Source organism: Rhodococcus sp. 14-2483-1-1 (assembly GCF_002259335.1).
Lineage (GTDB): Bacteria > Actinomycetota > Actinomycetes > Mycobacteriales > Mycobacteriaceae > Rhodococcoides.
The window spans coordinates 156,508-178,389 of record NZ_NPFX01000021.1 but is presented as its reverse complement, the minus strand read 5'-3'; the positions used below and the strand labels follow the sequence as shown (position 1 = coordinate 178,389).

Here is a 21,882-nt window from a genome sequence, read left to right as displayed (position 1 = left end):
AGAGATACAGTTCGTTCGTGTCCGCCTCGAACCCCCGCATCGTCGTTCTCGGCAGCATCAACATGGATCTGATCACCCGCACTCCGTCCCTGCCCGATCCGGGCGAGACCGTGATGGGAACGTCCTTCACCACCACCCCGGGCGGTAAAGGGGCCAACCAGGCTATTGCTGCTGCGAAAGCCGGATCGTCGGTCGCCTTCCTCGGAGCAGTCGGAGACGACGAATTCGGAGTAACGCTGCGCCACACGCTCACGGCCGCAGGCATCGACGACACTGCAGTGCGTACGGCCGCTGGTTCGAGTGGCATCGCCACCATCACCGTCGACGACCGTGCCGAGAACAGCATCGTCGTCGTCCCCGGCGCCAACGGCACCGTCCGCGATCTCACCGACGACGACCGCACCGTCATCGCAGACGCCGATATCCTACTGTGCCAGTTGGAGATTCCCATCGACACCGTGGTCGCCGCATTCGAGTACGCGCACGCTCGCGGTGTGATCACGATGCTCAATCCCTCACCGGTACAGGACTTACCCGACGCCCTGATTGCAGCCACCGACGTACTCGTGGTCAACGAGGCCGAGGAAGCCCGCATCGGACACCGAGCGGACGACGTGAATCAAGTGGTGACCACCCTGGGGGCCAAGGGTGCCCGGTACCGCGGATCCGAATCGTTCGAGGTGTCGGCACCACGGATCGAGGCAGTCGACACCACCGGTGCCGGAGATGCGTTCGCCGGGGCGCTCGCTGCATCGTGGTCCGCCGGACCACGCGTGGCAGTCGAATGGGCAACCACTGCAGGTTCTTTCGCAGCCACGAGACCCGGGGCGAGCGCTTCGTCAGGCACCCGGGCCGAGATAGACACACTCCGCGATGCGGCCGCTCGATGAACGCTCCGGACGTGAACGAACTCCGACTGTTGCGCCGCGCACGTGATCGGATGGACCGCGACTTCGCCGAACCTCTCGACGTGCCGACCCTCGCCCGCACGGCACTGATGTCCACCGCGCACTTCAGCCGCCGCTTCCGCGAGGCATACGGGGAGACGCCGTACGCCCACCTGATGACCCGAAGAATCGAGCGCGCCAAAGCCCTGCTGCGCCGCGGAGATATGACCGTCACCGAAGCGTGCTTCGCGGTGGGTTGTACCAGCCTCGGTTCCTTCAGTTCACGGTTCACCGAGATCGTCGGCGAGACGCCCAGCGCATATCGCGCCCGTGATCACCGCGACAGCCGAGCGGTACCGAGTTGCCGAGCCATGGTTCTCGGCCGGCCGATGCGTGGCACCGCTGCAGCCGACGCCGGCACCGAACCGAGCAGAATCGGAGAAGCGACGACGACCGGGGCGTTCTAGCCTTGCGTCATGACACTCTCACTGAGCCACGTACACATCTACACCGACGACCCCGATGCCTCCTTGGCCTTCTATCGCGACGCCCTCGGTCTCGAGGTGAAGAGCGAGGTCGCCAACGACGGCTATCGCTGGATCACGTTGTCTCCCAGTGATCAACCCGAGATCGAGATCGTGTTGTCGCAGCCGCACGCGGGCCGCTCGCAGGAGCTCGGCGATCAGATCGCGGCTCTGCTCGCCAAAGGCGAAATGCCGGGCTTGCTCTTCCGTGCCGATGACCTCGACGGAGCGTTCGAAAAGATCCGAGCGGCAGGTACCGCCGAGATTCTGCAGGAACCGACGAGTCAGCCGTGGGGTGCGCGCGACGCAGCCTTCCGCGATCCGGCCGGAAACATGGTGCGCGTCAGCCAAGCCTGACTGGAGCCTGCGGAACGAACGAGGAGCACGCAGCACGGTTCCTTGTCGTACCGATGCTGCACGATGGACGGTATGACGACAGCGACGCACGCGACCGTGGGCAACTTGCGCGATGACGCCGAGAGGTTGTTGCGCGAGCTCGCCGGCCCCGACGCTGTGCTGCGAGACGACCAGTGGACGGCGATCGAGGCCCTGGTGGTGCACCGTCGACGTGCTCTGGTGGTGCAGCGAACAGGCTGGGGAAAGTCTGCCGTGTACTTCATCGCCGCGAAGCTGCTACGCGCTCAGGGCCTGGGTCCTACCGTCATCGTCTCCCCCTTGTTGGCGCTGATGCGTAATCAGGTGGCCTCCGCCGAGCGCGCAGGCGTTCGGGCAGCCACGATCAACTCGGGGAACATGACCGAATGGGACGACATTCACCAGCAGGTCAACTCCGGTGAGCTCGATGTGTTGCTGGTCAGTCCCGAGCGTTTGAACAACCCCGATTTCCGCGATCAGGTGCTTCCGTCCCTGGCCGGGGACGCCGGCTTGGTCGTGGTCGACGAGGCGCACTGCGTCTCGGATTGGGGCCACGATTTCAGGCCGGACTACCGGCGTATCCGCACCCTGATCGCCGAGCTGCGCGACGGTATTCCCGTACTCGCGACCACCGCAACGGCCAACGACCGCGTGGTGGACGACGTTGCGGCACAGCTGGGTGTCGGCGGTGGCGACACGCTCGTACTGCGCGGCGGGCTCGCCCGCGATTCGCTGCGCATGGCGGTGGTGAAAATCGACAACGCCACCGAACGGGCCGCCTGGCTCGGCGATCACCTGAAGACTCTGCCCGGGTCCGGAATCATCTACACCCTGACGGTGTCGGCGGCCAAGGACCTCGCGGCCCTGTTGACCGATCAGGGCCACGTCGTTGCGTCGTACACCGGTCAAACGGACCCCACGGAGCGCGAATCGCTCGAAGGTGATCTGCTTTCCAACCGAGTCAAAGCACTCGTCGCCACGTCCGCGCTCGGCATGGGGTTCGACAAGCCCGATCTCGGTTTCGTGGTGCACATGGGGGCTCCATCGTCTCCGATTTCGTACTACCAGCAGGTCGGCCGTGCCGGGCGCGCTACGGAACGAGCCGACGTGGTGCTGCTTCCCGGCCACGAGGATCGGCAGATCTGGAGCTACTTCGCCTCGGTCGCCTTCCCCCGCGAACATCTGGTGCGGCAGGTCATAGAGGCCTTGAACACCGAGAAGGCTCAGTCGACGCAGGCACTGGAGCCGCTGGTGGAGCTGAACCGCAGCAGGCTCGAAATGGTCCTCAAGGTCCTCGACGTCGACGGAGCGGTCAGACGCGTTCGTGGCGGCTGGATGGTCACCGGGGAGCAGTGGTCGTACGACGCGGACCGTTACGAGCGCCTCGAACAAGCGAGGGACCGCGAACAGCAGGCCATGCTCGACTACCAGAGCACCGACGGGTGCCGGATGGAGTTCCTGCGTCGGCAGCTCGACGATCCCGACCTCGGCGCACCGGGCAGCGAGTCCGATCGCTGCGGACGGTGTGACAACTGCACGGGTGAGCACCTGTCCGCTTCCGTCGACGCGGCCTCGGTCGATTCGGCAAGAGCACGGCTGGATCGGCCGGGCATCGACCTGCAGCCGAGAAAGCAGTGGCCGAGCGGCATGAAGAAGCTGGGTGTATCCCTCTCGGGCAAGATCGCCGATCCACACGAGCCGGGACGTGTGTTGGGTCGCTTGACCGACCTGGGTTGGGGCAGCCGCTTGCGGGCTCTGCTGGACGCGCCCGATGCCCCTGCCACCGATGCTCTCGAGAAAGCCTGCATCACAGTGCTGGCCAATTGGGACTGGACGCAGCGGCCCGCTGCCGTTCTCGCCCTCGACTCACCCACCCACCCGCTGCTGGTGCGGTCGATCGCCGCGCGATTGGCAGCCGTCGGCAAGTTGCAGGATCTGGGGATGATGCAGGTCAGGCCCGGTCACCCGCCGGTATCGGCCGCCAATTCGGCGTTTCGGGTCGCCGGGCTGGTGGACTCGTGGGAGGTTCCGGACGTATCGTCCGTGCCAGGGCCGATTCTGTTGATCGATCTGCTGACCGACACCGGGTGGACGTTCACCTGTGCCACGTCTGCTCTGACGTCAGCGGGTGCTTCGGCGGTGTTGCCGTTTGCGCTCGCAACACCGAAATAGAGATTCTCGGCAAACCGGTGTTTATACCGCGCATTTCTGGGTAACGCCTGCCGGGCACCGATCGTGTGAGCACCATCACATTCGGCGGTTAACCTGGGGAAGCATGTCCGTTTCCGGGGTCGATTTCCCGGCGCAGTCGATATGCCTGGGCAACGTTGTTACGTTTGTATTTCCTATGAAGCCCGCATTGCTGAGAGGTACCCCGCTCACTGCGCCGGACGCAGTGAAGTTTCGTAAGCCACAGATCTCCGACGGAGTCCGGCTCTGGGAGATCGCAAGAGATTCGCGAGTTCTGGATCTCAATTCCAGCTACTCGTACGTGTTGTGGTGCCGTGATTTCGCGGCCACCACCGTCGTATCCGATATCGACGGCCGCGCAGTCGGTTTCGTCACCGGATACATCCGCCAGGACGCCCCGCGCACACTGTTCGTGTGGCAGGTCGCCGTGGATGCGGACCAGCGTGGCAAGGGACTTGCCGGTCGCATGCTGATGGAGCTGCTCGACCGCCTCGAACCACAGGGCATCACGCATCTGGAAACGACGATCAGCCCGGACAACGAAGCGTCCATCGCAACCTTCACGAGCCTCGCACGCAAGCGAGGCACCGACATCGTCAGGTCGGATTTGTTCGCGCCCAACGATTTCCCTGATAGCCACGAAGCCGAAGAGCTCTACACAGTGGGCCCCGACGCGTCGCGGAATTACGAAAGGAACAAGCAGAACATGACCGAAAAGAACACAGTGACAACAGAGAAGCCCGATGTATTCGAGACCGTCGAGTCCGGCGTGCGTAGCTACAGTCGCCAGTGGCCCGCCGTGTTCACCACCGCGAAGAACTCGGTCATCACCGACGAGAACGGCAACGACTACCTCGATTTCTTCGGTGGCGCAGGCGCACTCAACTACGGCCACAACAACGACATGATCAAGAGCGCGTTGGTGGACTACATCACCAGCGATGGCATCACCCACGGACTCGACATGTCCACCGTCGCCAAGCGTGAGTTCCTCGAGTCGTTCAAGAAGAACATCCTCGACCCGCGCGGCTTGGACTACAAGGTTCAGTTCCCCGGCCCGACGGGCACCAACACCGTCGAGGCGGCCCTCAAGCTCGCTCGTAAGGTCACCGGGCGCGAGGCGATCATCAACTTCACCAACGCATTCCACGGCATGACACTCGGCGCGTTGTCGGTCACCGGCAACTCGATGAAGCGAGCTGGCGCCGGAATTCCGTTGGTGCACACCACCCCGATGCCGTACGACAACTACTTCGGCGGCGTCACCGAGGACTTCCAGTGGTTCGAGCGCGTTCTCGACGACTCGGGCAGTGGATTCAACCGTCCGGCCGCGGTGATCGTGGAGACCATTCAGGGCGAGGGCGGAATCAACGTCGCACGTCCGGAGTGGTTGCGCGCGTTGGCCGAACTGTGCTCGCGACGCGAAATTCTGCTGATCGTCGACGACGTGCAGATGGGCTGCGGACGCACCGGCCAGTTCTTCTCGTTCGAGGAAGCCGGCATCACCCCGGACATCGTCACCCTGTCGAAGTCCATCGGCGGTTACGGCATGCCGCTGGCGCTGACACTGTTCAAGCCCGAGCTGGACGTCTGGGCACCGGGTGAGCACAACGGCACCTTCCGCGGCTTCAACCCGTCGTTCGTGACGGCGAAGGCAGCTATCGACCACTACTGGTCCGACGACAAGTTCGAGAAGGAAACCCTCGCCAAGGGCGAGCACATCCAGGATCGGTTCATCAAGCTGTGCGCCAAGTTCGACGGCATCTCGACCCGCGGTCGCGGCATGGTTCAGGCCTTGGTGTTCGACGACGCCGAGTTGGCCGGCAAGGTGTCTCAGCTCTGCTACGACGAGCGTCTGCTCGTCGAGACCGCAGGCCCCAAGGACGAGGTCGTCAAGCTTCTTCCCCCGTTGACCACGACGATCGACGAGCTCGACCGCGGCCTGGACATCATCGAAAGTGCAGTGGCAAAGGTTCTCTCCTAGAGACCAGTTCGCACACACCGATATCGAAGGAGGACATCGTATGATCGTTCGCACCACACAGGAGATCACCGGCACCGACCGTGACATCTCGAGTGAAGACGGCAACTGGCGCAGCAAGAGAATCATTCTCGGCGGCGACAAGGTCGGATTCTCGTTCCACGAGACCACGATCCAAGCCGGCACGGTGAACAACTTCCACTACGCCAACCACGTCGAGGCCGTTTGGCTGATCGAAGGCGAAGGAACGCTCACCGACCGCGAGACCGGAGAGACCTACGAGCTCGGTGCAGGATCGATGTACCTGCTCAACGGACACGAGCGCCACACGGTCGAGCCGCGTACCCAGATGCGCATGCTGTGCGTGTTCAATCCTCCCGTCGTCGGCAACGAGACCCACGACGAGAACGGCGTGTACCCACTCGTCGAGGTACCTGCGTAACCCTCACTCGTACATCGGCCCGCACCGACGCACACGCGTCCGTGCGGGCCGTTCGTGTCGGTAGCCCGTAGTGCGATCGGTCGCTACCCTGGACGAAGTGAATGCACCCACCGCGTCCGCGACTACGTACGAGCAACTCACCTCGCTGCTCGACGGTCGGACGATCACCGTCGTCAGCGGTGCAGGCATGTCCACCGACTCGGGTATTCCCGACTATCGCGGCCCGCAGTCGCCGCCCCGCAACCCGATGACGTTCCAGCAGTTCATCGGCGACGCCGAGTTCCGTCGTCACTACTGGGCCCGCAACCACGTCGGATGGCGGCACATGGACGCCGCAATGCCCAACGACGGACACCGAGCGCTCGCCCGGCTCGAACGTGCAGGCGTCGTCACCGGAATCATCACCCAGAACGTCGACATGCTGCACACCAAGGCCGGCAGCCGGAACGTCATCGACCTGCACGGCGTCTACGCCCGGGTGCGCTGTCTGAACTGCGAGCGGTTGATCTCGCGGTTCGAGTTGGCCCGAAGGCTCGATCGCGCCAATCCCGGCTTTCTCGAAACCGTCGCACCTGCGGACGGTGTCGAGATCGCTCCCGACGCCGACGCCATCATCTCCTCGACCGCACACTTCCGGATGGTCGATTGCGAAACATGTTCCGGCATACTCAAACCCGACATCGTCTACTTCGGCGAAAGCGTACCCAAGCCGCGCGTTGCCGAGGCCTACGATCTGGTGGACCGGAGTGATGCACTGCTGGTGCTCGGCTCCTCGCTGACCGTCATGTCCGGCCTACGTTTCGTCCGGCACGCGTCCAAGACCGGAAAGCCGATCGTCATCGTCAATCGCGGGACCACTCGCGGCGACGAATTCGCCTCTCTCACAGTGCATGCGGGTTGCTCCGAAACCGCGACAGCGCTGGCCGACACACTCGATCAGGCGGGAACCAGATCGTCGGCGTGAACCACCGGCCGCTGTAGCTCCGCGGCCAACTCCCCCGTCGACCGGCCGAGCATGCCGGCCAGTTCTCCCGAGTCGTATGCGACGACCCCGCGGGCCACCAGTGTGCCGTCCGGGTCCATCAGCGAGACCACATCTCCACCGTGAAAGGCACCCGTCACCGACGTGACCCCAGCGGACAGCAACGACCGTCGACGCTCCACGACCGCTCGCACGGCCCCAGCGTCCAGGTGCAGTTCGCCCGCTGCATCGGCGGCATGCCGCACCCAGAACTTGCGAGCGGACAACCGTGTCGGCCGAGCTGCGAATGCGGTACCCACCTCGGACGTCGTCAGCGCCTGGGCAGCGTCGGACGCCGCAGCCAACAGCACGGGCACACCTGCGTCGGCCGCCAGGCGGGCAGCGGACAGCTTGGAGGCCATTCCGCCGGTACCGAGCGCTCCCCCGGACCCGGCGACCACGCCGTCGAGATCCTCTGGGCTCGAGACATCCGGAATCAACGTGGCGGAACCCTTGCGGGGATCGCCGTCGTACAACCCGTCGACATCCGAGAGCAGGAACAGTGCGTCCGCACCGACGAGATGTGCCACCAGAGCTGCGAGGCGATCGTTGTCGCCGAAGCGAATCTCCGCGGTGGCGACGGTGTCGTTCTCGTTGACGATGGCGACCGCACCGAGCGAGCGCAGTCGATCCAACGTGCGCTGCGCATTGCGGTGATTGATTCGACGCGCGATGTCCTCGGCTGTCAGCAACACCTGCCCCACCGTGCGTCCGTACCGATGGAACGACGAACTCCAGGCGTTGACCAGAGCAAGCTGTCCTACGCTCGCCGCGGCCTGCTTCGTTGCCAGATCGCGCGGACGTCTGGTGAGGCCGAGCGGTGCCATGCCTGCACCGATCGCGCCGGACGAGACGACCACCACGTCGGTGCCGCTACGCATCCGCGACTCGATGGCATCGGCGAGCAGATCGAGTCGGCCCAGATCGAGACCGGTGTCGAGACTGGTGAGCGCCGAGGATCCGATCTTGACCACGATGCGCTTGGCGTCGGCAATCGTGCGACGGGTATCGGTGAGAGCCGTTACGGGCGAATCGGATTCACGCACCGACACCACGTCTACTCCTGTTCGGTATCGAGCCCGCGGCGTACCTGGCGGGCATGCTTACGTTCGGATGCGCCGATGCGCTCGACCTGATCGAGTCGAGCATCGGTGCCGCGGCCGGTCATGGTGATCTCGACACCGGCCGGTGTCTGCGGCTCCCAGTCGAACGAGACGTCGCCGATGGTGACCGAGGCACCCGGTTGAGCACCGGCCTTGATCAACGCGTCCTCGACGCCGAGGCGCGCGAGCCGGTCCGCCAGGTAGCCGACGGCCTCGTCGTTGGTGAACTGCGTCTGGCGAACCCACCGCTCGGGGCGCGTACCCCGAACGATGAAACCGTCCGGGATGTCCGGATCCTTGACGACCTTGAAGCTGTCGTCGTTTCGAGCGACGGGACGCAGCACCTGACGCCGCGGCTCAGGGGCCGGGTGAGCTGTGCGGTAGTCCTCGACGAGCTTCGCCAGCGCGAACGTCAGCGGCTTGAGGCCGGCGCGCGTCACCGCCGAGATGGTGAACACCGGCCAGCCGCGGGACTCGAACTCGGCGGTCACCATCTCCGCGAGCTCGGCACCCTCGGGAATGTCCGCCTTGTTCAGTACGACGATGCGCGGTCGGTCGGCGAGGTCGCCGAGGCTGGCATCGCCGGACAGTGCCGGCTTGTATGCCGCCAACTCGGCTTCGAGGGCGTCGACGTCGGAGATCGGGTCGCGGCCCGGATCCAGTGTCGCGCAGTCGACTACGTGTGCGAGCACAGCGCAACGCTCGAGGTGCCGCAGGAAGTCCAGCCCGAGACCGCGGCCCTGACTCGCTCCGGGGATCAGCCCGGGTACATCGGCGACGGTGAACGTGGTGTCTCCGCTGGAGACCACTCCGAGATTCGGTACCAGTGTGGTGAAGGGGTAGTCGGCGATCTTCGGCTTCGCTGCGGAGAGCACCGAGACCAGCGACGACTTGCCGGCCGACGGGAAACCGACGAGACCGACATCGGCGACGGACTTGAGCTCGAGCACCAGCTCGCGCTCGATGCCTTCTTCGCCGAGCAGCGCGAATCCGGGTGCCCGGCGAGCCTTGGACGCGAGTGCAGCGTTGCCGAGGCCACCACGTCCGCCCGGTGCCGCATCGAAACGTGTTCCCTCACCGATCATGTCGGCGAGGACGTTCCCCTTCTTGTCGAGAACGACAGTGCCGTCGGGGACCTTGAGAATCAGGTCCTCGCCGTTGGCACCCTCTCGGTTGCCACCCATGCCCTGAGTTCCGTTGCCCGCCTTGGCGTGGCTGGAGAAGTGGAAGTCGAGCAGAGTGTGGACGTTGCTGTCGACGACGAAGATGACACCGCCACCCTGCCCGCCGTTTCCACCGTCCGGGCCACCGAGAGGCTTGAACTTTTCGCGGTGAACCGAAGAGCAGCCGTTGCCACCTTTGCCGGCGCTGACGTGCAGCACCACGCGGTCGATGAATCGTGACATAGCTGTCTTCGATCCTTTCTGAGAAAAAGCGGGAGAAAAAAAGCGATAGGGGCGGACCGGTCTCGTGACCCTGGTCCGCCCCTATCGGGAGCTGTGAACGTACGCCGTGAATGTTCGATCGAGCAGTTGCTGCTCGATCGGATCATCTACGAGCGCGAGCGCTGCAGAAGGACTAGGCCTCTACAGCGACCGGAACGATGTTCACCGTCTTGCGTCCGCGCTTGGCACCGAATTCGACTGCGCCGGGAGCGAGTGCGAACAAGGTGTCGTCGCCGCCGCGACCGACGTTGACGCCGGGGTGGAAGTGCGTGCCGCGCTGGCGGACCAGGATCTCGCCTGCGCCTACGGTCTGGCCGCCGAAGCGCTTGACGCCGAGGCGCTGTGCATTCGAGTCGCGACCGTTACGGGAGCTTGATGCACCCTTCTTGTGTGCCATGTTGCATACCCTCCTCGGGGTTAATCAGCTGAAAAGAACGCGGGTCCGGTGAGACCTGGTTACTTGATGCCGGTGACCTTGAGGACAGTCAGCTTCTGCCTGTGTCCCTGACGCTTGTGGTATCCGGTCTTGTTCTTGAACTTGTGGATGCGGATCTTCGGGCCCTTGGTGTGCTCGACGATCTCACCGGCGACCGAGATCTTCGCCAGCTTGTCTGCATCTGTGGTCAGGTCGGATCCGTCTACGACGAGGACCGGAGCAAGCGAGACAGCAGTGCCGGGCGCTCCCTCGATCTTCTCGACCTTGACGAGGTCACCAACAGCGACCTTGTACTGCTTTCCGCCGGTCTTGACGATCGCGTACGTTGCCATCGGAGGGCTACCCCTTGCTTCTTCGAACTTGCTCGCGTTGCACATGGCAACACGACTGGTCTGGTAAAACGTGTTTGCTTGCTCCCTATCGGCCGGCCGGGATGATGATCATCTCGACCCGCTCGAGAACCGTTGTTCCCTGCAGGACCACTACGGCACAGCAGAACGGTGTCACCGGGAGCGACTTATCAAGGTTACGGCAGAGAGACGGCCAGGGTCAAACTGCCTGAACTGCTAGGCATCGATGTCCACCGGAGGACCTGCAGGCCGCGCTGCTGCGCGCCGTCTGCGAGGACGTGCCGTCGGCACCTCCACCGGCTCGACGGGCTGCTCGGCCGCCGACGTCAATGGTTCCGACACCTCGGCTTCGGTGGCCTCTGCCGCACCGGCAGGGGCGGCGTCGCCCGAAACCGGCACCACGAGAACCACACCGGCGTCCGGTGCCGCACTGGTCGGAGCAGCCGCCTTCCGCGCAACCCGGCGTCCACGCCGAGCCTTCGGTGCCACCGGTTCGACCTCGACGGGCGGCTCGGCGGCAGGCTGGTCGGCTGCCGACTCGGTGGTCTCGGCAACGAGAGCGACGTTCGACTCCGCATCGGCGACCGACGCGGCGGCAACGTCGACATCCTCGACGGAGACAACCGTCACGACAGCACCTGCGTCCGAAGTCTCACTCGCAGGCGATGTCTCGACGTCGGCGGGGCTGACGTCGGCAACCACGTCGTCGTGGTGTGCCGCCATCGCCAGGGCGACAGGGTGCGCCCTCTTGATCGACGGGTCGACTGCGGGATGATCGGCCCCGTCCGCGGCTCCCGACTGGGAGTTCGAGGTGGTGCGCTCGCTGCCGTCGTTCCCGTCGGCCTTGTTGTCCTTGCCTCGTCGCCGCCTGCTGCTCGTGCCCGAGCTGCTCGACTCCGAGCGCGACGAATTGGAGCGGCCGTCGTTGTCCGGCTTGGCGTCGATGGGGAACGGATGCACGATGATGCCGCGTCCCTGGCAGTGCTCGCAGGTCGTGGAGAACGCCTCGACGAGCCCGGTACCGAGCTTCTTTCGAGTCATCTGCACCAACCCGAGCGAGGTCACCTCGGAGACCTGGTGGCGCGTGCGGTCGCGACCCAGCGCCTCGGTCAGTCGGCGCAGCACCAGATCGCGGTTGGATTCGAGCACCATGTCGATGAAGTCGACCACGATCATTCCGCCGATGTCGCGCAGACGCATCTGACGGACGACTTCCTCGGCCGCCTCGATGTTGTTGCGAGTGACCGTCTCTTCGAGGTTGCCGCCCGAACCGGTGAACTTGCCGGTGTTGACGTCGACGACGGTCATCGCCTCGGTGCGATCGATCACCAGGGTGCCTCCGGAAGGCAGCCAGACCTTACGATCGAGCGCTTTGGCAAGCTGCTCGTCGATACGATGCGCGGCGAAGACGTCGACAGAACTGCCGTCGGCCTCGTAGCGCTGCAGCCGCTCCACCATGTCGGGAGCGACGGTCTCGACGTAGTTCGACGTCGTCGTCCACGCCTTGTCGCCCTCGATGACGAGCTTCGAGAAGTCCTCGTTGAACAGATCACGAATGACCTTGACGAGCATGTCGGGCTCTTCGTAGAGGGTCTGCGGCTGCACACCCTTTCCGGTCTCGGCATTGGCCGAGCGCTCCTCGATGCTCGCCCACTGCGCCTGCAGTCGCGTCACATCGCGGGCGAGCTCTTCCTCGCTGACGCCCTCGGCCGCGGTGCGGATGATGACGCCCGCCTCGGGAGGAACGATGTCTCGGAGAATGTCCTTCAGACGCTTGCGTTCGGTGTCGGGCAGCTTGCGGCTGATGCCGGTGGAGCTGCCGCCGGGCACGTACACGAGAAAGCGTCCCGCGAGCGAGAGCTGCGTCGTCAGGCGAGCACCCTTGTGCCCCACGGGGTCCTTGCTCACCTGGACGAGAACCTGATCGCCCGGCTTGAGGGCCTGCTCGATCTTCCGCGAATTGCCACCCAGGCCGGCAGCGTCCCAGTTGACCTCACCGGCGTACAGCACACCGTTGCGGCCACGGCCGATGTCGATGAATGCTGCTTCCATGCTCGGCAACACGTTCTGGACGCGCCCGAGATAGACATTTCCGACCATGGACGCGGTCGCGCTGCTGGTGACGAAGTGCTCCACGAGCACGCCGTCTTCGAGCACGGCAACCTGTGTGGTCAACGGGTGGTCAGGGGTGGCCTTCTCGCGCACGACCATGACCCGGTCCACGGACTCACGCCGCGCCAGGAACTCGGACTCGGTCAGAATCGGCGGTCGACGACGACCGGCATCGCGGCCGTCGCGCCGTCGCTGACGCTTGGCCTCGAGACGTGTCGAACCGGTGATCCCCTGGACCTCGTCCCTGGGGGCGCGGCTCTTGTTCCGCGGCTCCCGCTCGTGCACGACCGTGTTCGGCGGGTCGTCCTCGGACGCTGCAGCCTCGGCCGCTACCTCGGCTCCGGTCTTACGACGGCGACGACGGCGGCGACGGCGGCTGGAGCCGTCTCCCTCCGAACCACCGTTGTCGGAGTCGTCGAAGTTGTCCTGCGCATCCGAATCCGACTCGTCGTCCTTGTCCTCGGCCGAGGAGTCCGCTGCGCGGGTGTCGTCCGAGGCATCGTTCGAGTCGGAGTTCTGCCGGTCCGAGGATCGGTTTCGGGTGCGCGACCGACGCGAACGCCTGCTCGAGCCCGACTGCTGGTCGTCACCGGCGGAGGACTCGTCCGAGTCCGCGTCGGTCCCGTCGGACGACTCTGCGTCGGCAGAATCGGTGCTGTCGGAGTCACTCGTGGAATCGTCGTCCGAATTCTCGTCGGTCGAGTTCTCGTCCGAGGACTGTTCCCCGCGACCACGGCCCCGGCCGCGACGCCCTCGCCTGCGGCGTCGTGGCTGGGACTGATCGTCGTCGCCGTCATCGTCGGTAGAGCCGTCGGACGCAGTCGACTCGTCGACCGCGGGTACGACGGACTCGGTCTCGTCGGCTCGAGGTTCGGTGGTCTCGGTCGTGGCTCTGTTCTCGACCGTGGCTGTGTTCTCGGTGCTGTCGGCGTTCGCGGCCTCGTCCTTCGGCGCTGCCTTGCGACTGCGTCGACGGCGGGCCGGGGGCTCTGCCGGTGACTCCGTGGACTCCGGAGCAGCAGCATCCACGGCGGCGGGCTGCAGGAAGAGCGGAGTGGCAAACGTGGTTGCCGTGGCCTGGTCGGTCGTTGCCGCGGCCTGGGCAGGCTCGGGTTCCGCCGCGGGTGCACTGGTGAACAGTTGCGGGTCGGACCACGAGGTCTCGGCCGACGGTACGTCCGCGGAGGGCACCTCGGACGGAGCGCTCGGCTCGGACCGTTCGGCGGGCGAGTCGACCACCGGTGCAGCAGGCGCGTTCACCGAGTCGCGGACGGACTCCGCAACGTCGCGGCTCAAGCTCGACTGGGCACTGCGCGCTTCGATGCCGAGTTCACCCAGTGTGACGAGCAACTGCTTGCTGGTGACACCGAGGATCTTGGCCAGTGCGTGTACGCGCAGCCTGGTGGGCAGTTCGATGGTGTCGGGTTGCGCCTGGGACACCGCACCTGTTTCCACAGGGGGCACCGCTTCGTCGCGCTCCGGACCTCCCACGTTCTCGTTCTGTACATCTTCGGGCGGGCTTTGATCGGCCACGTAGTCTCCTCGGGCCCCCGGGCGCGTTCATCCGATGTCGGGTGTGACGCGGCCACGCGAGGGCAATCCTTGTGTACTCACGTCGGGTTGGACGTCAGCTGTTCTGTCTCGCTCCGCACCCGAGCCGATGACCACGTCGGAGTTCTCGATGGTCGACGACAGCGCGTGCAGTGCCTGGCTGGATGGTGGTGTCTCGGCGATCCGAGCGCCTGATCATCAAGCAAGAACGCGAACGAGCCTGTCTCTCGTTCGAGCATCTGCGATGACGGGCAGCGGATAGACGACAGTCATCCGATCGAATCCACAACACCGGTCTAGCGAACTTCGGTGAAGCCTTGACTTCGGTGGAGCGTGAAACCTGTACGTACTCGTGCAGTGGAGTCGATCTCCGTCGAGTATCCCACACGCGATGATGCGTACTCGCCACGCCGCACCGATCGAGTACCGAGCGGTTGCGGCGTGGCTGCGTGGATGCGTTGCTGTAGTGCCGAGGATGGAACCGTCAGGCCAGGCCGGGGAACCAGAGCGCGATCTCGCGTTCGGCCGACTCCACGGAATCCGACCCGTGCACCAGGTTCTGCTGACCGTCGAGCGCGAGGTCACCTCGGATGGTGCCGGGGACCGCCTTGGCCACGGGGTCGGTGCCACCGGCGATCTGCCGGAACGCGGCGATGGCACGGGGGCCCTCGAGAACTGCGGCCACGACCGGTCCGGACGTGATGAACTCGAGGAGGTCGGGGAAGAACGGCTTGCTCTCGTGCTCCGCGTAGTGAGCCGCGGCCAGTTCACGGGAGACGGTCTTGAGCTCGAGTGCGACGATGCTCAGACCTTTCTTCTCCACGCGGCCGAGGATCTCTCCTACGTAACGCCGGGCAACTCCGTCGGGCTTGATCAGTACAAGGGTGCGGTCGGTCACGTCGACGACAGTAATGGACGCGAGCGCAGGCGCGCGCGTCGCATCGCCGAAGCAGGCGCGTCCTCTGTCAGTCCCGTTGCCCCGGCAGCATTCCTCGCCGGATCCGTTCGGTGATGTCCCGGCGCAGGTAGAGCAGATACAGCCAGACCGCGATGAAGATCAGGCCGACCGCCCCGATGGAGAGGTGGAACACGGCCCCGGCCAGCACGAACAGCTGAAGAATCAGATTGAGCTTCATCGCCCACGGCTCCCCCTGCTTGCCTGCGGCGAGAATCATCACGACGGCCAGCACCACGATGTACGTCGTCGAGAACCAGGTCGCACCGCCGCCGAGGGTCGCCACCACCGGCAGCGCCAGCAGGGTCACGATGGCTTCGAGGACGAGGGTTCCCGCCACGACCCCGCGGAAGCCTTTCCACGGGTCGTTCGTGGGCGGTCGGAACTCTGGCTCGCTCACGCGGGGTCCTTTCCGAACAGAGTGCGAGCTGCGCCGACGGTCACCACGGATCCGGTGACGACAACTCCGGCACCGGAGACTGCTTCTCCCGGCTCGGCGACTTCCTCGGCCAGGCCTATGGCTGTCTCGAGGGCATCGGGCAGGGTCGACGCCACCACGACGCGTTCGTCGCCGAACTTGGCCACGGCGATGTCGGCCAAAGCGTCCACATCCATCGCCCGTGCCGACCCGTTGTGGGTGACGACGATGTCGTCGAAGACCGGCTCCAGTTCGTCGAGGATGGCTCCGACGTCTTTGTCCGCCATGACGCTGACGACGCCGACCAGTTTGCGGAAGTCGAACTCGTCGTTGAGGGCGGCAGCGAGGGCTGCCGCTCCGTGCGGGTTGTGTGCGGCATCGAGGAACACGGTGGGGGCATTGCGGACCCGCTCGAGTCGCCCTGGATTGACGATCGTCGCGAACGCGGCGCGGACGGTGTCCTGATCGAGTTGACGATCCGGGCCGGCACCGAAGAACGCCTCGACCGCCGCCAGCGCGAGGGACGCATTGTGAGCCTGATGTTCGCCGTGCAACGGAAGAAAGATGTCGGTGTAGACCCCGCCGAGCCCCTGCAGTTCCAGTTGCTGACCGCCCACCGCGATCTGCCTGCCGAGCACGGTGAATTCCGATCCCGCCCGCGCCACCGCAGCGTCTGCTTGCACCGCCGCCCGCAGCAGAACATCCGATACCTCGGGCTTCTGCTGCGCAAGGATCGCTACGGTGTCCCGCGGCACGAGCGATTCCGGTGCCTTCTTGATGATCCCCGCCTTCTCCCCTGCGATCGTCGCGAGGTCGTCGCCGAGGAATTCGACGTGATCGAGCCCGATCGGGGTGATCACAGCGACCTCACCGTCGACGACGTTGGTGGCGTCCCAGCGTCCGCCGAGCCCGACCTCGATGACGGCGACCTCCACCGGTGCCTCGGCGAACGCCGCGAACGCCATTGCCGTGACCACCTCGAACTTGCTCATTCGCGGTCCGCCCGCGGCTTCGGACTGCGCGTCGATCATCTCGACGAACGGTGCGATCTCGTTGTAGGTGTCGACGTAGAGCCGCGGCGAGATGGGCCGCCCGTCGATGCTGATCCGCTCGGTCGCCATCTGCAGGTGCGGGCTGGTGGTGCGGCCCGTGCGTCGGTGGAAGGCCGTGAGCAGAGCATCGATCATGCGTGTGACCGAGGTCTTGCCGTTGGTGCCGGCCACATGAATCGACGGGTACGCCTTCTGCGGCGAACCGAGAAGGTCCATCAGCGCCGAGATTCGATCCGTCGACGGCTCGATCTTCGTTTCGCCCCAACGCTTGTCGAGCTCGGCCTCGACCAGCGCCAGTTCGGCGAGGTCGACCGGACTCGGCGGCGGCGTCGGCAGTGCGGCGTCGGGCTCGGTCACTTAGTTCCCCATCGATTCGATGCGCGCGTTGATCCGGGCGATTTCTTCCTGCGCGATGGACTGTCGCGTTCTGATCTTGTCCACCACAGCATCAGGAGCCTTCGCGAGGAACGCCTCGTTACCGAGCTTTCCGGTGGTCTGCGCCAACTCCTTCTCGGCAGCGGCGAGATCCTTGACGAGTCGAGCTCGTTCGGCGACCAGGTCGACGGTGCCCGAGGTGTCCAGTTCCACGACCACGGTCGCTTTGCTCAGTCGAACCTCGACCGACGCCGTGGCCGCGAAGTCCTCGGCCGGCTCGGTCAGTCGGGCCAGAGCGGTGACCGCCGAAATCTGTCCGTCCAGATCCGCCTCGGATACTCCGACGATGCGGGCCGCGACCTTCTGCGAGGGCTTGAGCCCTTGATCGCTGCGGAATCGGCGGACTTCGGTGATCAGGCGCTGCATGTCCGCGATCCGTTGTGCCGCAACGTGATCGAGAGGCTCAGCGGCAGGGGCAGGCCACGTCGCGATCACCAGGGACTCGCCGCCGGTGAGCACCTTCCACAGCGTCTCGGTCACGAACGGAATGACCGGATGCAGCAGGCGCAGCAACGCGTCGAGCACGTTTCCGAGCACTCCGCGCGTGGTGGCGGCGATGGCTTCGTCGGCGAACTGCACTTTGGCGATCTCGAGGTACCAATCGCAGACCTCGTCCCAGGCGAAGTGGTAGAGCGCCTCACAGGCCTTACTGAACTCGTAGCGGTCGAAGGCCGAATCCACCTCTGCACGAACCTGTTCGAGTCGATCCAGGATCCACCGGTCGGCGTCGGTCAGCTGGGCACGCGGGGGTAGGTCTGCCGGTGCCGCACCGTTCATCAGGGCGAACTTGGTGGCGTTGAACAGCTTGTTCGCGAAGTTGCGCGAGGACTGCGCGTGGTCCTCACCGACCGACATGTCCGCACCCGGGTTGGCACCGCGAGCGAGCGTGAAGCGCAGCGCATCTGCACCGAACCGATCGACCCAATCGAGCGGATCGATTCCGTTGCCGCGCGACTTCGACATCTTCTTGCCGTACTGGTCGCGAATCAATCCGTGCAGGAACACATCTCGGAACGGAACCTGCGGCCCTTGCTTGCCCGCGGTGATCGCGTCGTCGGCTCCGACGTAGGTGCCGAACATCATCATGCGGGCGACCCAGAAGAAGAGGATGTCGTACCCGGTGACGAGAACGCCGGTGGGATAGAACTTCTCGAGATCAGCCGTGGCTTCCGGCCACCCCATCGTCGAGAAAGGCCAGAGGCCGGACGAGAACCAGGTGTCGAGGACGTCGGGATCCTGCTCCCAGCCCTCGGGCGCACTCTCTCCCGGTCCGAGGCAGACGGTCTCACCGTCGGGTCCGTACCAGATCGGAATCCGATGTCCCCACCACAACTGGCGCGAGATGCACCAATCGTGCATGTTGTCGACCCAGGCGAACCAGCGTGGCTCCTGACTCTTGGGGTGAATGACGGTATCGCCGTTGCGCACTGCGTCACCGGCAGCTTTCGCGAGGCCGTCGACCTTGACCCACCACTGCAGGGACAGCCGCGGTTCGATCGGCTCGCCGCTGCGCTCGGAATGGCCGACGCTGTGCAGGTACGGACGCTTCTCGGCGACCACGCGGCCCTGTTCGGCGAGAGCTTCACGAACCTTGACGCGCGCCTCGAAGCGGTCCATCCCGTCGAATTGTGTTCCGGTGTCCGTGATTCGGCCGGCCTTGTCCATGATCGACGGCATCGGCAGCGAGTGCCGCACACCCATCTCGAAGTCGTTGGGGTCGTGTGCGGGGGTGATCTTCACTGCGCCCGTGCCGAATTCGGGATCGACGTAGTCGTCGGCGATGATCGGGATCTGCCGACCCGTGAACGGGTGCTCGAGGGTGGTGCCGACCAGAGCCTTGTACCTCTCGTCCTCGGGGTGCACCGCAACCGCGGTGTCGCCGAGCATCGTCTCCACTCGCGTGGTCGCGACGATCACGTGCGGCTCGGAATCGTCGAGGGAGCCGTAACGGAGCGAGACGAGTTCGCCCTCGACATCCTCGAACTTGACCTCGATGTCGGAAATGGCAGTCTGCAGCACCGGGGACCAGTTGACGAGCCGCTCCGCGCGGTAGATCAAGCCGTCGTCGAACATCCGCTTGAACATGGTCTGCACAGCCTCGGACAGACCGTCGTCCATGGTGAACCGCTCGCGGCTCCAATCGACACCGTCGCCGATCCGTCGCATCTGGCCGCCGATGGTTCCGCCGGATTCGCGCTTCCAGTCCCAGACCTTGTCGATGAACAGCTCGCGGCCGAACTCTTCCTTGGTCTTACCGTCTGCGGCGAGCTGCTTTTCCACCACGGTCTGCGTGGCGATGCCCGCGTGGTCCATGCCCGGTAGCCACAGCACCTCGTACCCGAGCATCCTCTTGCGGCGACTCAGCGCGTCCATCAGCGTGTGGTCCAGAGCGTGCCCCATGTGCAGGCTGCCGGTGACGTTCGGCGGAGGCAGCACGATGGAGTACGGCGGCTTGCCGCTGGTGGCATCGGCCTCGAAGTACCCGGCGTCGACCCAGGAACGGTACAGCTCGGCCTCTACCTCGCTCGGGTCCCAGTTCTTGGGCAAGCGGTCTGCTGGATTGTCGGGTGTCTCTGGCACGGAACTGGTCACGCGGCGATTCTAGTGGCCGAGGATTCGCGGCATCGACGCGCTCTCGCCCAGCACGTGCTGCGCCAGGAATGCCAGCACGACCTCGTACCAGACCTTGGCGTGCTGAGGACTCAGGATCCAGTGGTTCTCGGCGGGGAAGTAGAGGAATCGATGCTCGGTGTTGCCCTCGTCGTCGGCCGGCAGACCCGACTCGCTGAGCAGCTCGTACCACAGCCGCAGGCCCTCGCCGATCGGCACGCGATAGTCCTTGTCGCCGTGGATCACCAGCATCGGCGTTGCTATGTCCGCCACGAACAGGTGTGGGGAATTCTCCACGGCCATCTCCGGAGACATCTCCCGCGCCCAGTACCACGGCGCGTCCGTCGTGGGTCCGAACTGATCGAGTGCCCACAGACTCGCATGGGTGACCACGGCGTCGAACCGATCGGTGTGGCCCGCTATCCAGTTGGCCATGTACCCGCCGAAAGACCCGCCCATCGCAGCGGTGCGAGTGTCGTCGATATCCGGCCGTGCGACGGTAACGTCGGTCAACGCCATCAGATCGGTGAACGGGGCCTTGCCCCACGCGCCCCAACCTCGCTGCACGAACTCCTGGCCGTAACCGGTGGACAGCGCCGGATCGGGCAGCAACACCGCGTACCCACGAGCGACCATCAGCCACGGATTCCAGCGCCACGACCACGTGTTCCACGAACTCAGCGGGCCCCCGTGCACCCACAGCAACAAAGGAGCGGGCTCGAGCTCGGATGCCCCGACCGGCAGTGCCAGCCAACCGCGTACCCGGGCACCGTCGGCGACGATCGTGTCCATCTCGGTGAGAGTTCCGGGCAACGGACTGTGGTCGATGCCGGTGTCGAATGCAGTGACGGCACCGTCGGACAGGTCGATCGACACCGGATGCGGCGCAGCCAGATACGAGGCGGCGAGCGCCAGCACCCTGGTGCCGTCCGAGGACACGTGCACATGTGTGTAGGCATCGCTGGTCTGTGTGAGCCGACGCGGTTCCGCACCGTCGCGGACGACGAAGATCGGCGACCGGCCGTCGTCGTCTGCGGTCACCAGTAATCCTGATCCGTCCGGCAGCCACACCGGGTCGCTCGGCCACCGATCCCAACCGGTCGCGAGATCGGAGACCGAAGAGTCGCCGAAGTCGTACCGCTGCAATGTCATTCGCGGCGCGTCCTCGGGGGTGGAGATCGACTCGCGCACGAACGCCACGGACCCGCCGTCGGGTGAAATCGCCGGGGCTCCCAGATCGGCATCGGCATCGTCGACGATCGTCGTCCGCTCCCCCGTCTCGATCTCGATGCGCACCAGCACTGTCCGCACAGTCCCGAGCGGGCCGGGAACGACCCAGGTGGACACGACGAACGAACCGTCGGCGCTGACATCGAAGGCTGCTTCGTGCAGTCCTGTGCGCGCATCCGGGGTGAGGTCACGCAGTCCTGTCGAACCGTCCGCCGATCCCACGAAAAGGTGTGGAGTCGCCGGACCCAGATCGTGATCCCAGTAGCGCACCGGAACACCGGTGTGCAGAATCGCATTCACCTTGTTGGCCGTGCGCTCGGTGCGCAGAGCGTCGTCGTCCTCCTCGGTGCTCGACGAGCCGAATACCGGGGAGAATCCGACGAGTACGGCCTCCGAACCAGCGGCCTTGATCCCGCTCAGCCCGGCGGATCGGGTCTCGAGCAGTCGCGCTTCGCCGCCCGCGGCAGGCAGAATCCACAGCCTGGCCGGATCGTCCTTGTTCGATCGACGCGAGAACAACAGATCACCGGAAGCGGTGAACACCGGCGCACTCTCACCCCACTCGCCGTGGGTGATGCGCCGGGCAGGTGAACTGCCGTCGACGTCGAGCTCCCACAACGACGTTCGGTACTCGGTCCGCGAATCATCCAGTGCAGCAATGGAAATCACCGCTCGCGAAAAGTCGGCGGTCACGGCCACATCGGTCACTCGCCGGGCTCCGATGTACTCGTCGACGTCGTCGTAGATACTCATACACCGAGCCTA

At 65.2% G+C, this 21,882-nt stretch carries 17 protein-coding genes and 1 pseudogene; 8 read left to right on the top strand and 10 right to left on the bottom strand.

Going from position 1 to position 21,882, the window contains the following annotated elements:
* The first annotated feature begins 62 nt into the window (after positions 1-62).
* The 8 genes and pseudogenes from CH294_RS19350 to CH294_RS19320 all read left to right on the top strand — a co-directional run bounded on the left by CH294_RS19350 (position 63) and on the right by CH294_RS19320 (position 7,363).
* The gene (locus tag CH294_RS19350; RefSeq protein WP_249305410.1) at positions 63-890 is read left to right on the top strand and encodes a ribokinase; all 828 of its coding nucleotides are present in this window, start codon (positions 63-65) and stop codon (positions 888-890) included.
* Positions 887-1,354 carry a helix-turn-helix transcriptional regulator gene (locus CH294_RS19345; protein ID WP_094738854.1) on the top strand — a complete coding sequence of 156 codons (468 nt, stop codon included), beginning with the start codon at positions 887-889 and terminating at the stop codon, positions 1,352-1,354. The genes CH294_RS19350 and CH294_RS19345 overlap by 4 nt, the downstream gene beginning before the upstream one ends.
* A gap of 9 nt (positions 1,355-1,363) precedes the next feature.
* Positions 1,364-1,768, top strand: coding sequence for a VOC family protein (locus tag CH294_RS19340; RefSeq protein WP_032402394.1), 405 nt, complete (start codon positions 1,364-1,366; stop codon positions 1,766-1,768).
* A 72-nt stretch (positions 1,769-1,840) separates the two neighbouring features.
* The gene (locus tag CH294_RS19335; RefSeq protein ID WP_094738974.1) at positions 1,841-3,958 is read left to right on the top strand and encodes a DEAD/DEAH box helicase; all 2,118 of its coding nucleotides are present in this window, start codon (positions 1,841-1,843) and stop codon (positions 3,956-3,958) included.
* A gap of 103 nt (positions 3,959-4,061) precedes the next feature.
* Positions 4,062-4,634, top strand: a pseudogene (gene ectA, locus CH294_RS27880) (diaminobutyrate acetyltransferase); the annotation flags it as partial.
* Between the two features lie 48 nt (positions 4,635-4,682).
* The gene (gene ectB, locus CH294_RS19330; protein WP_052058464.1) at positions 4,683-5,960 is read left to right on the top strand and encodes a diaminobutyrate--2-oxoglutarate transaminase; all 1,278 of its coding nucleotides are present in this window, start codon (positions 4,683-4,685) and stop codon (positions 5,958-5,960) included.
* A gap of 40 nt (positions 5,961-6,000) precedes the next feature.
* Positions 6,001-6,399, top strand: a complete 399-nt coding sequence (locus tag CH294_RS19325; RefSeq protein ID WP_032379201.1) for an ectoine synthase — start codon at positions 6,001-6,003, stop codon at positions 6,397-6,399.
* Positions 6,400-6,496: 97 nt separating this feature from the next.
* Positions 6,497-7,363 (top strand): Sir2 family NAD-dependent protein deacetylase, encoded by an 867-nt coding sequence (locus CH294_RS19320; protein ID WP_094738973.1) that lies wholly within the window; start codon positions 6,497-6,499, stop codon positions 7,361-7,363.
* Here CH294_RS19320 and proB read toward each other — a convergent pair.
* The 10 genes from proB to CH294_RS19270 form a co-directional block, all read right to left on the bottom strand.
* Complete coding sequence (proB, locus tag CH294_RS19315) at positions 7,336-8,475, bottom strand: glutamate 5-kinase (protein ID WP_170944791.1); 1,140 nt, start codon at positions 8,473-8,475, stop codon at positions 7,336-7,338. The genes CH294_RS19320 and proB overlap by 28 nt on opposite strands.
* A 2-nt stretch (positions 8,476-8,477) precedes the next feature.
* Positions 8,478-9,929 (bottom strand): GTPase ObgE, encoded by a 1,452-nt coding sequence (gene obgE / locus CH294_RS19310; RefSeq protein ID WP_032368196.1) that lies wholly within the window; start codon positions 9,927-9,929, stop codon positions 8,478-8,480.
* Between the two features lie 172 nt (positions 9,930-10,101).
* Positions 10,102-10,365 (bottom strand): 50S ribosomal protein L27, encoded by a 264-nt coding sequence (gene rpmA / locus CH294_RS19305; RefSeq protein WP_032379202.1) that lies wholly within the window; start codon positions 10,363-10,365, stop codon positions 10,102-10,104.
* 59 nt (positions 10,366-10,424) lie between these two features.
* Positions 10,425-10,736, bottom strand: coding sequence for a 50S ribosomal protein L21 (rplU, locus tag CH294_RS19300; RefSeq protein WP_032394581.1), 312 nt, complete (start codon positions 10,734-10,736; stop codon positions 10,425-10,427).
* A gap of 234 nt (positions 10,737-10,970) precedes the next feature.
* Complete coding sequence (locus tag CH294_RS19295) at positions 10,971-14,399, bottom strand: translation initiation factor IF-2 N-terminal domain-containing protein (RefSeq protein WP_094738853.1); 3,429 nt, start codon at positions 14,397-14,399, stop codon at positions 10,971-10,973.
* Between the two features lie 502 nt (positions 14,400-14,901).
* Positions 14,902-15,315 (bottom strand): nucleoside-diphosphate kinase, encoded by a 414-nt coding sequence (gene ndk, locus CH294_RS19290; RefSeq protein WP_094738852.1) that lies wholly within the window; start codon positions 15,313-15,315, stop codon positions 14,902-14,904.
* A gap of 67 nt (positions 15,316-15,382) precedes the next feature.
* Complete coding sequence (locus CH294_RS19285) at positions 15,383-15,772, bottom strand: DUF4233 domain-containing protein (protein WP_094738851.1); 390 nt, start codon at positions 15,770-15,772, stop codon at positions 15,383-15,385.
* Positions 15,769-17,199, bottom strand: coding sequence for a folylpolyglutamate synthase/dihydrofolate synthase family protein (locus CH294_RS19280; RefSeq protein WP_052077517.1), 1,431 nt, complete (start codon positions 17,197-17,199; stop codon positions 15,769-15,771). Before CH294_RS19280 ends, CH294_RS19285 begins: the two co-directional genes overlap by 4 nt.
* Positions 17,200-19,869 carry a valine--tRNA ligase gene (locus CH294_RS19275; protein ID WP_094738850.1) on the bottom strand — a complete coding sequence of 890 codons (2,670 nt, stop codon included), beginning with the start codon at positions 19,867-19,869 and terminating at the stop codon, positions 17,200-17,202.
* A gap of 9 nt (positions 19,870-19,878) precedes the next feature.
* Positions 19,879-21,870 (bottom strand): prolyl oligopeptidase family serine peptidase, encoded by a 1,992-nt coding sequence (locus CH294_RS19270; RefSeq protein ID WP_094738849.1) that lies wholly within the window; start codon positions 21,868-21,870, stop codon positions 19,879-19,881.
* Positions 21,871-21,882: the final 12 nt, after the last annotated feature.

Bases quoted from the DNA above. Each gene is read 5' to 3' on its own strand.
- CH294_RS19350 (WP_249305410.1), top strand. From the start codon at position 63: ATGGATCTGATCACCCGCACTCCGTCCCTGCCCGATCCGGGCGAGACC.
- CH294_RS19345 (WP_094738854.1), top strand. From the start codon at position 887: ATGAACGCTCCGGACGTGAACGAACTCCGACTGTTGCGCCGCGCACGT.
- CH294_RS19340 (WP_032402394.1), top strand. From the start codon at position 1,364: ATGACACTCTCACTGAGCCACGTACACATCTACACCGACGACCCCGAT.
- CH294_RS19335 (WP_094738974.1), top strand. From the start codon at position 1,841: ATGACGACAGCGACGCACGCGACCGTGGGCAACTTGCGCGATGACGCC.
- ectB (WP_052058464.1), top strand. From the start codon at position 4,683: ATGACCGAAAAGAACACAGTGACAACAGAGAAGCCCGATGTATTCGAG.
- CH294_RS19325 (WP_032379201.1), top strand. From the start codon at position 6,001: ATGATCGTTCGCACCACACAGGAGATCACCGGCACCGACCGTGACATC.
- obgE (WP_032368196.1), bottom strand. From the start codon at position 9,929: ATGTCACGATTCATCGACCGCGTGGTGCTGCACGTCAGCGCCGGCAAA.
- rpmA (WP_032379202.1), bottom strand. From the start codon at position 10,365: ATGGCACACAAGAAGGGTGCATCAAGCTCCCGTAACGGTCGCGACTCG.
- rplU (WP_032394581.1), bottom strand. From the start codon at position 10,736: ATGGCAACGTACGCGATCGTCAAGACCGGCGGAAAGCAGTACAAGGTC.
- CH294_RS19270 (WP_094738849.1), bottom strand. From the start codon at position 21,870: ATGAGTATCTACGACGACGTCGACGAGTACATCGGAGCCCGGCGAGTG.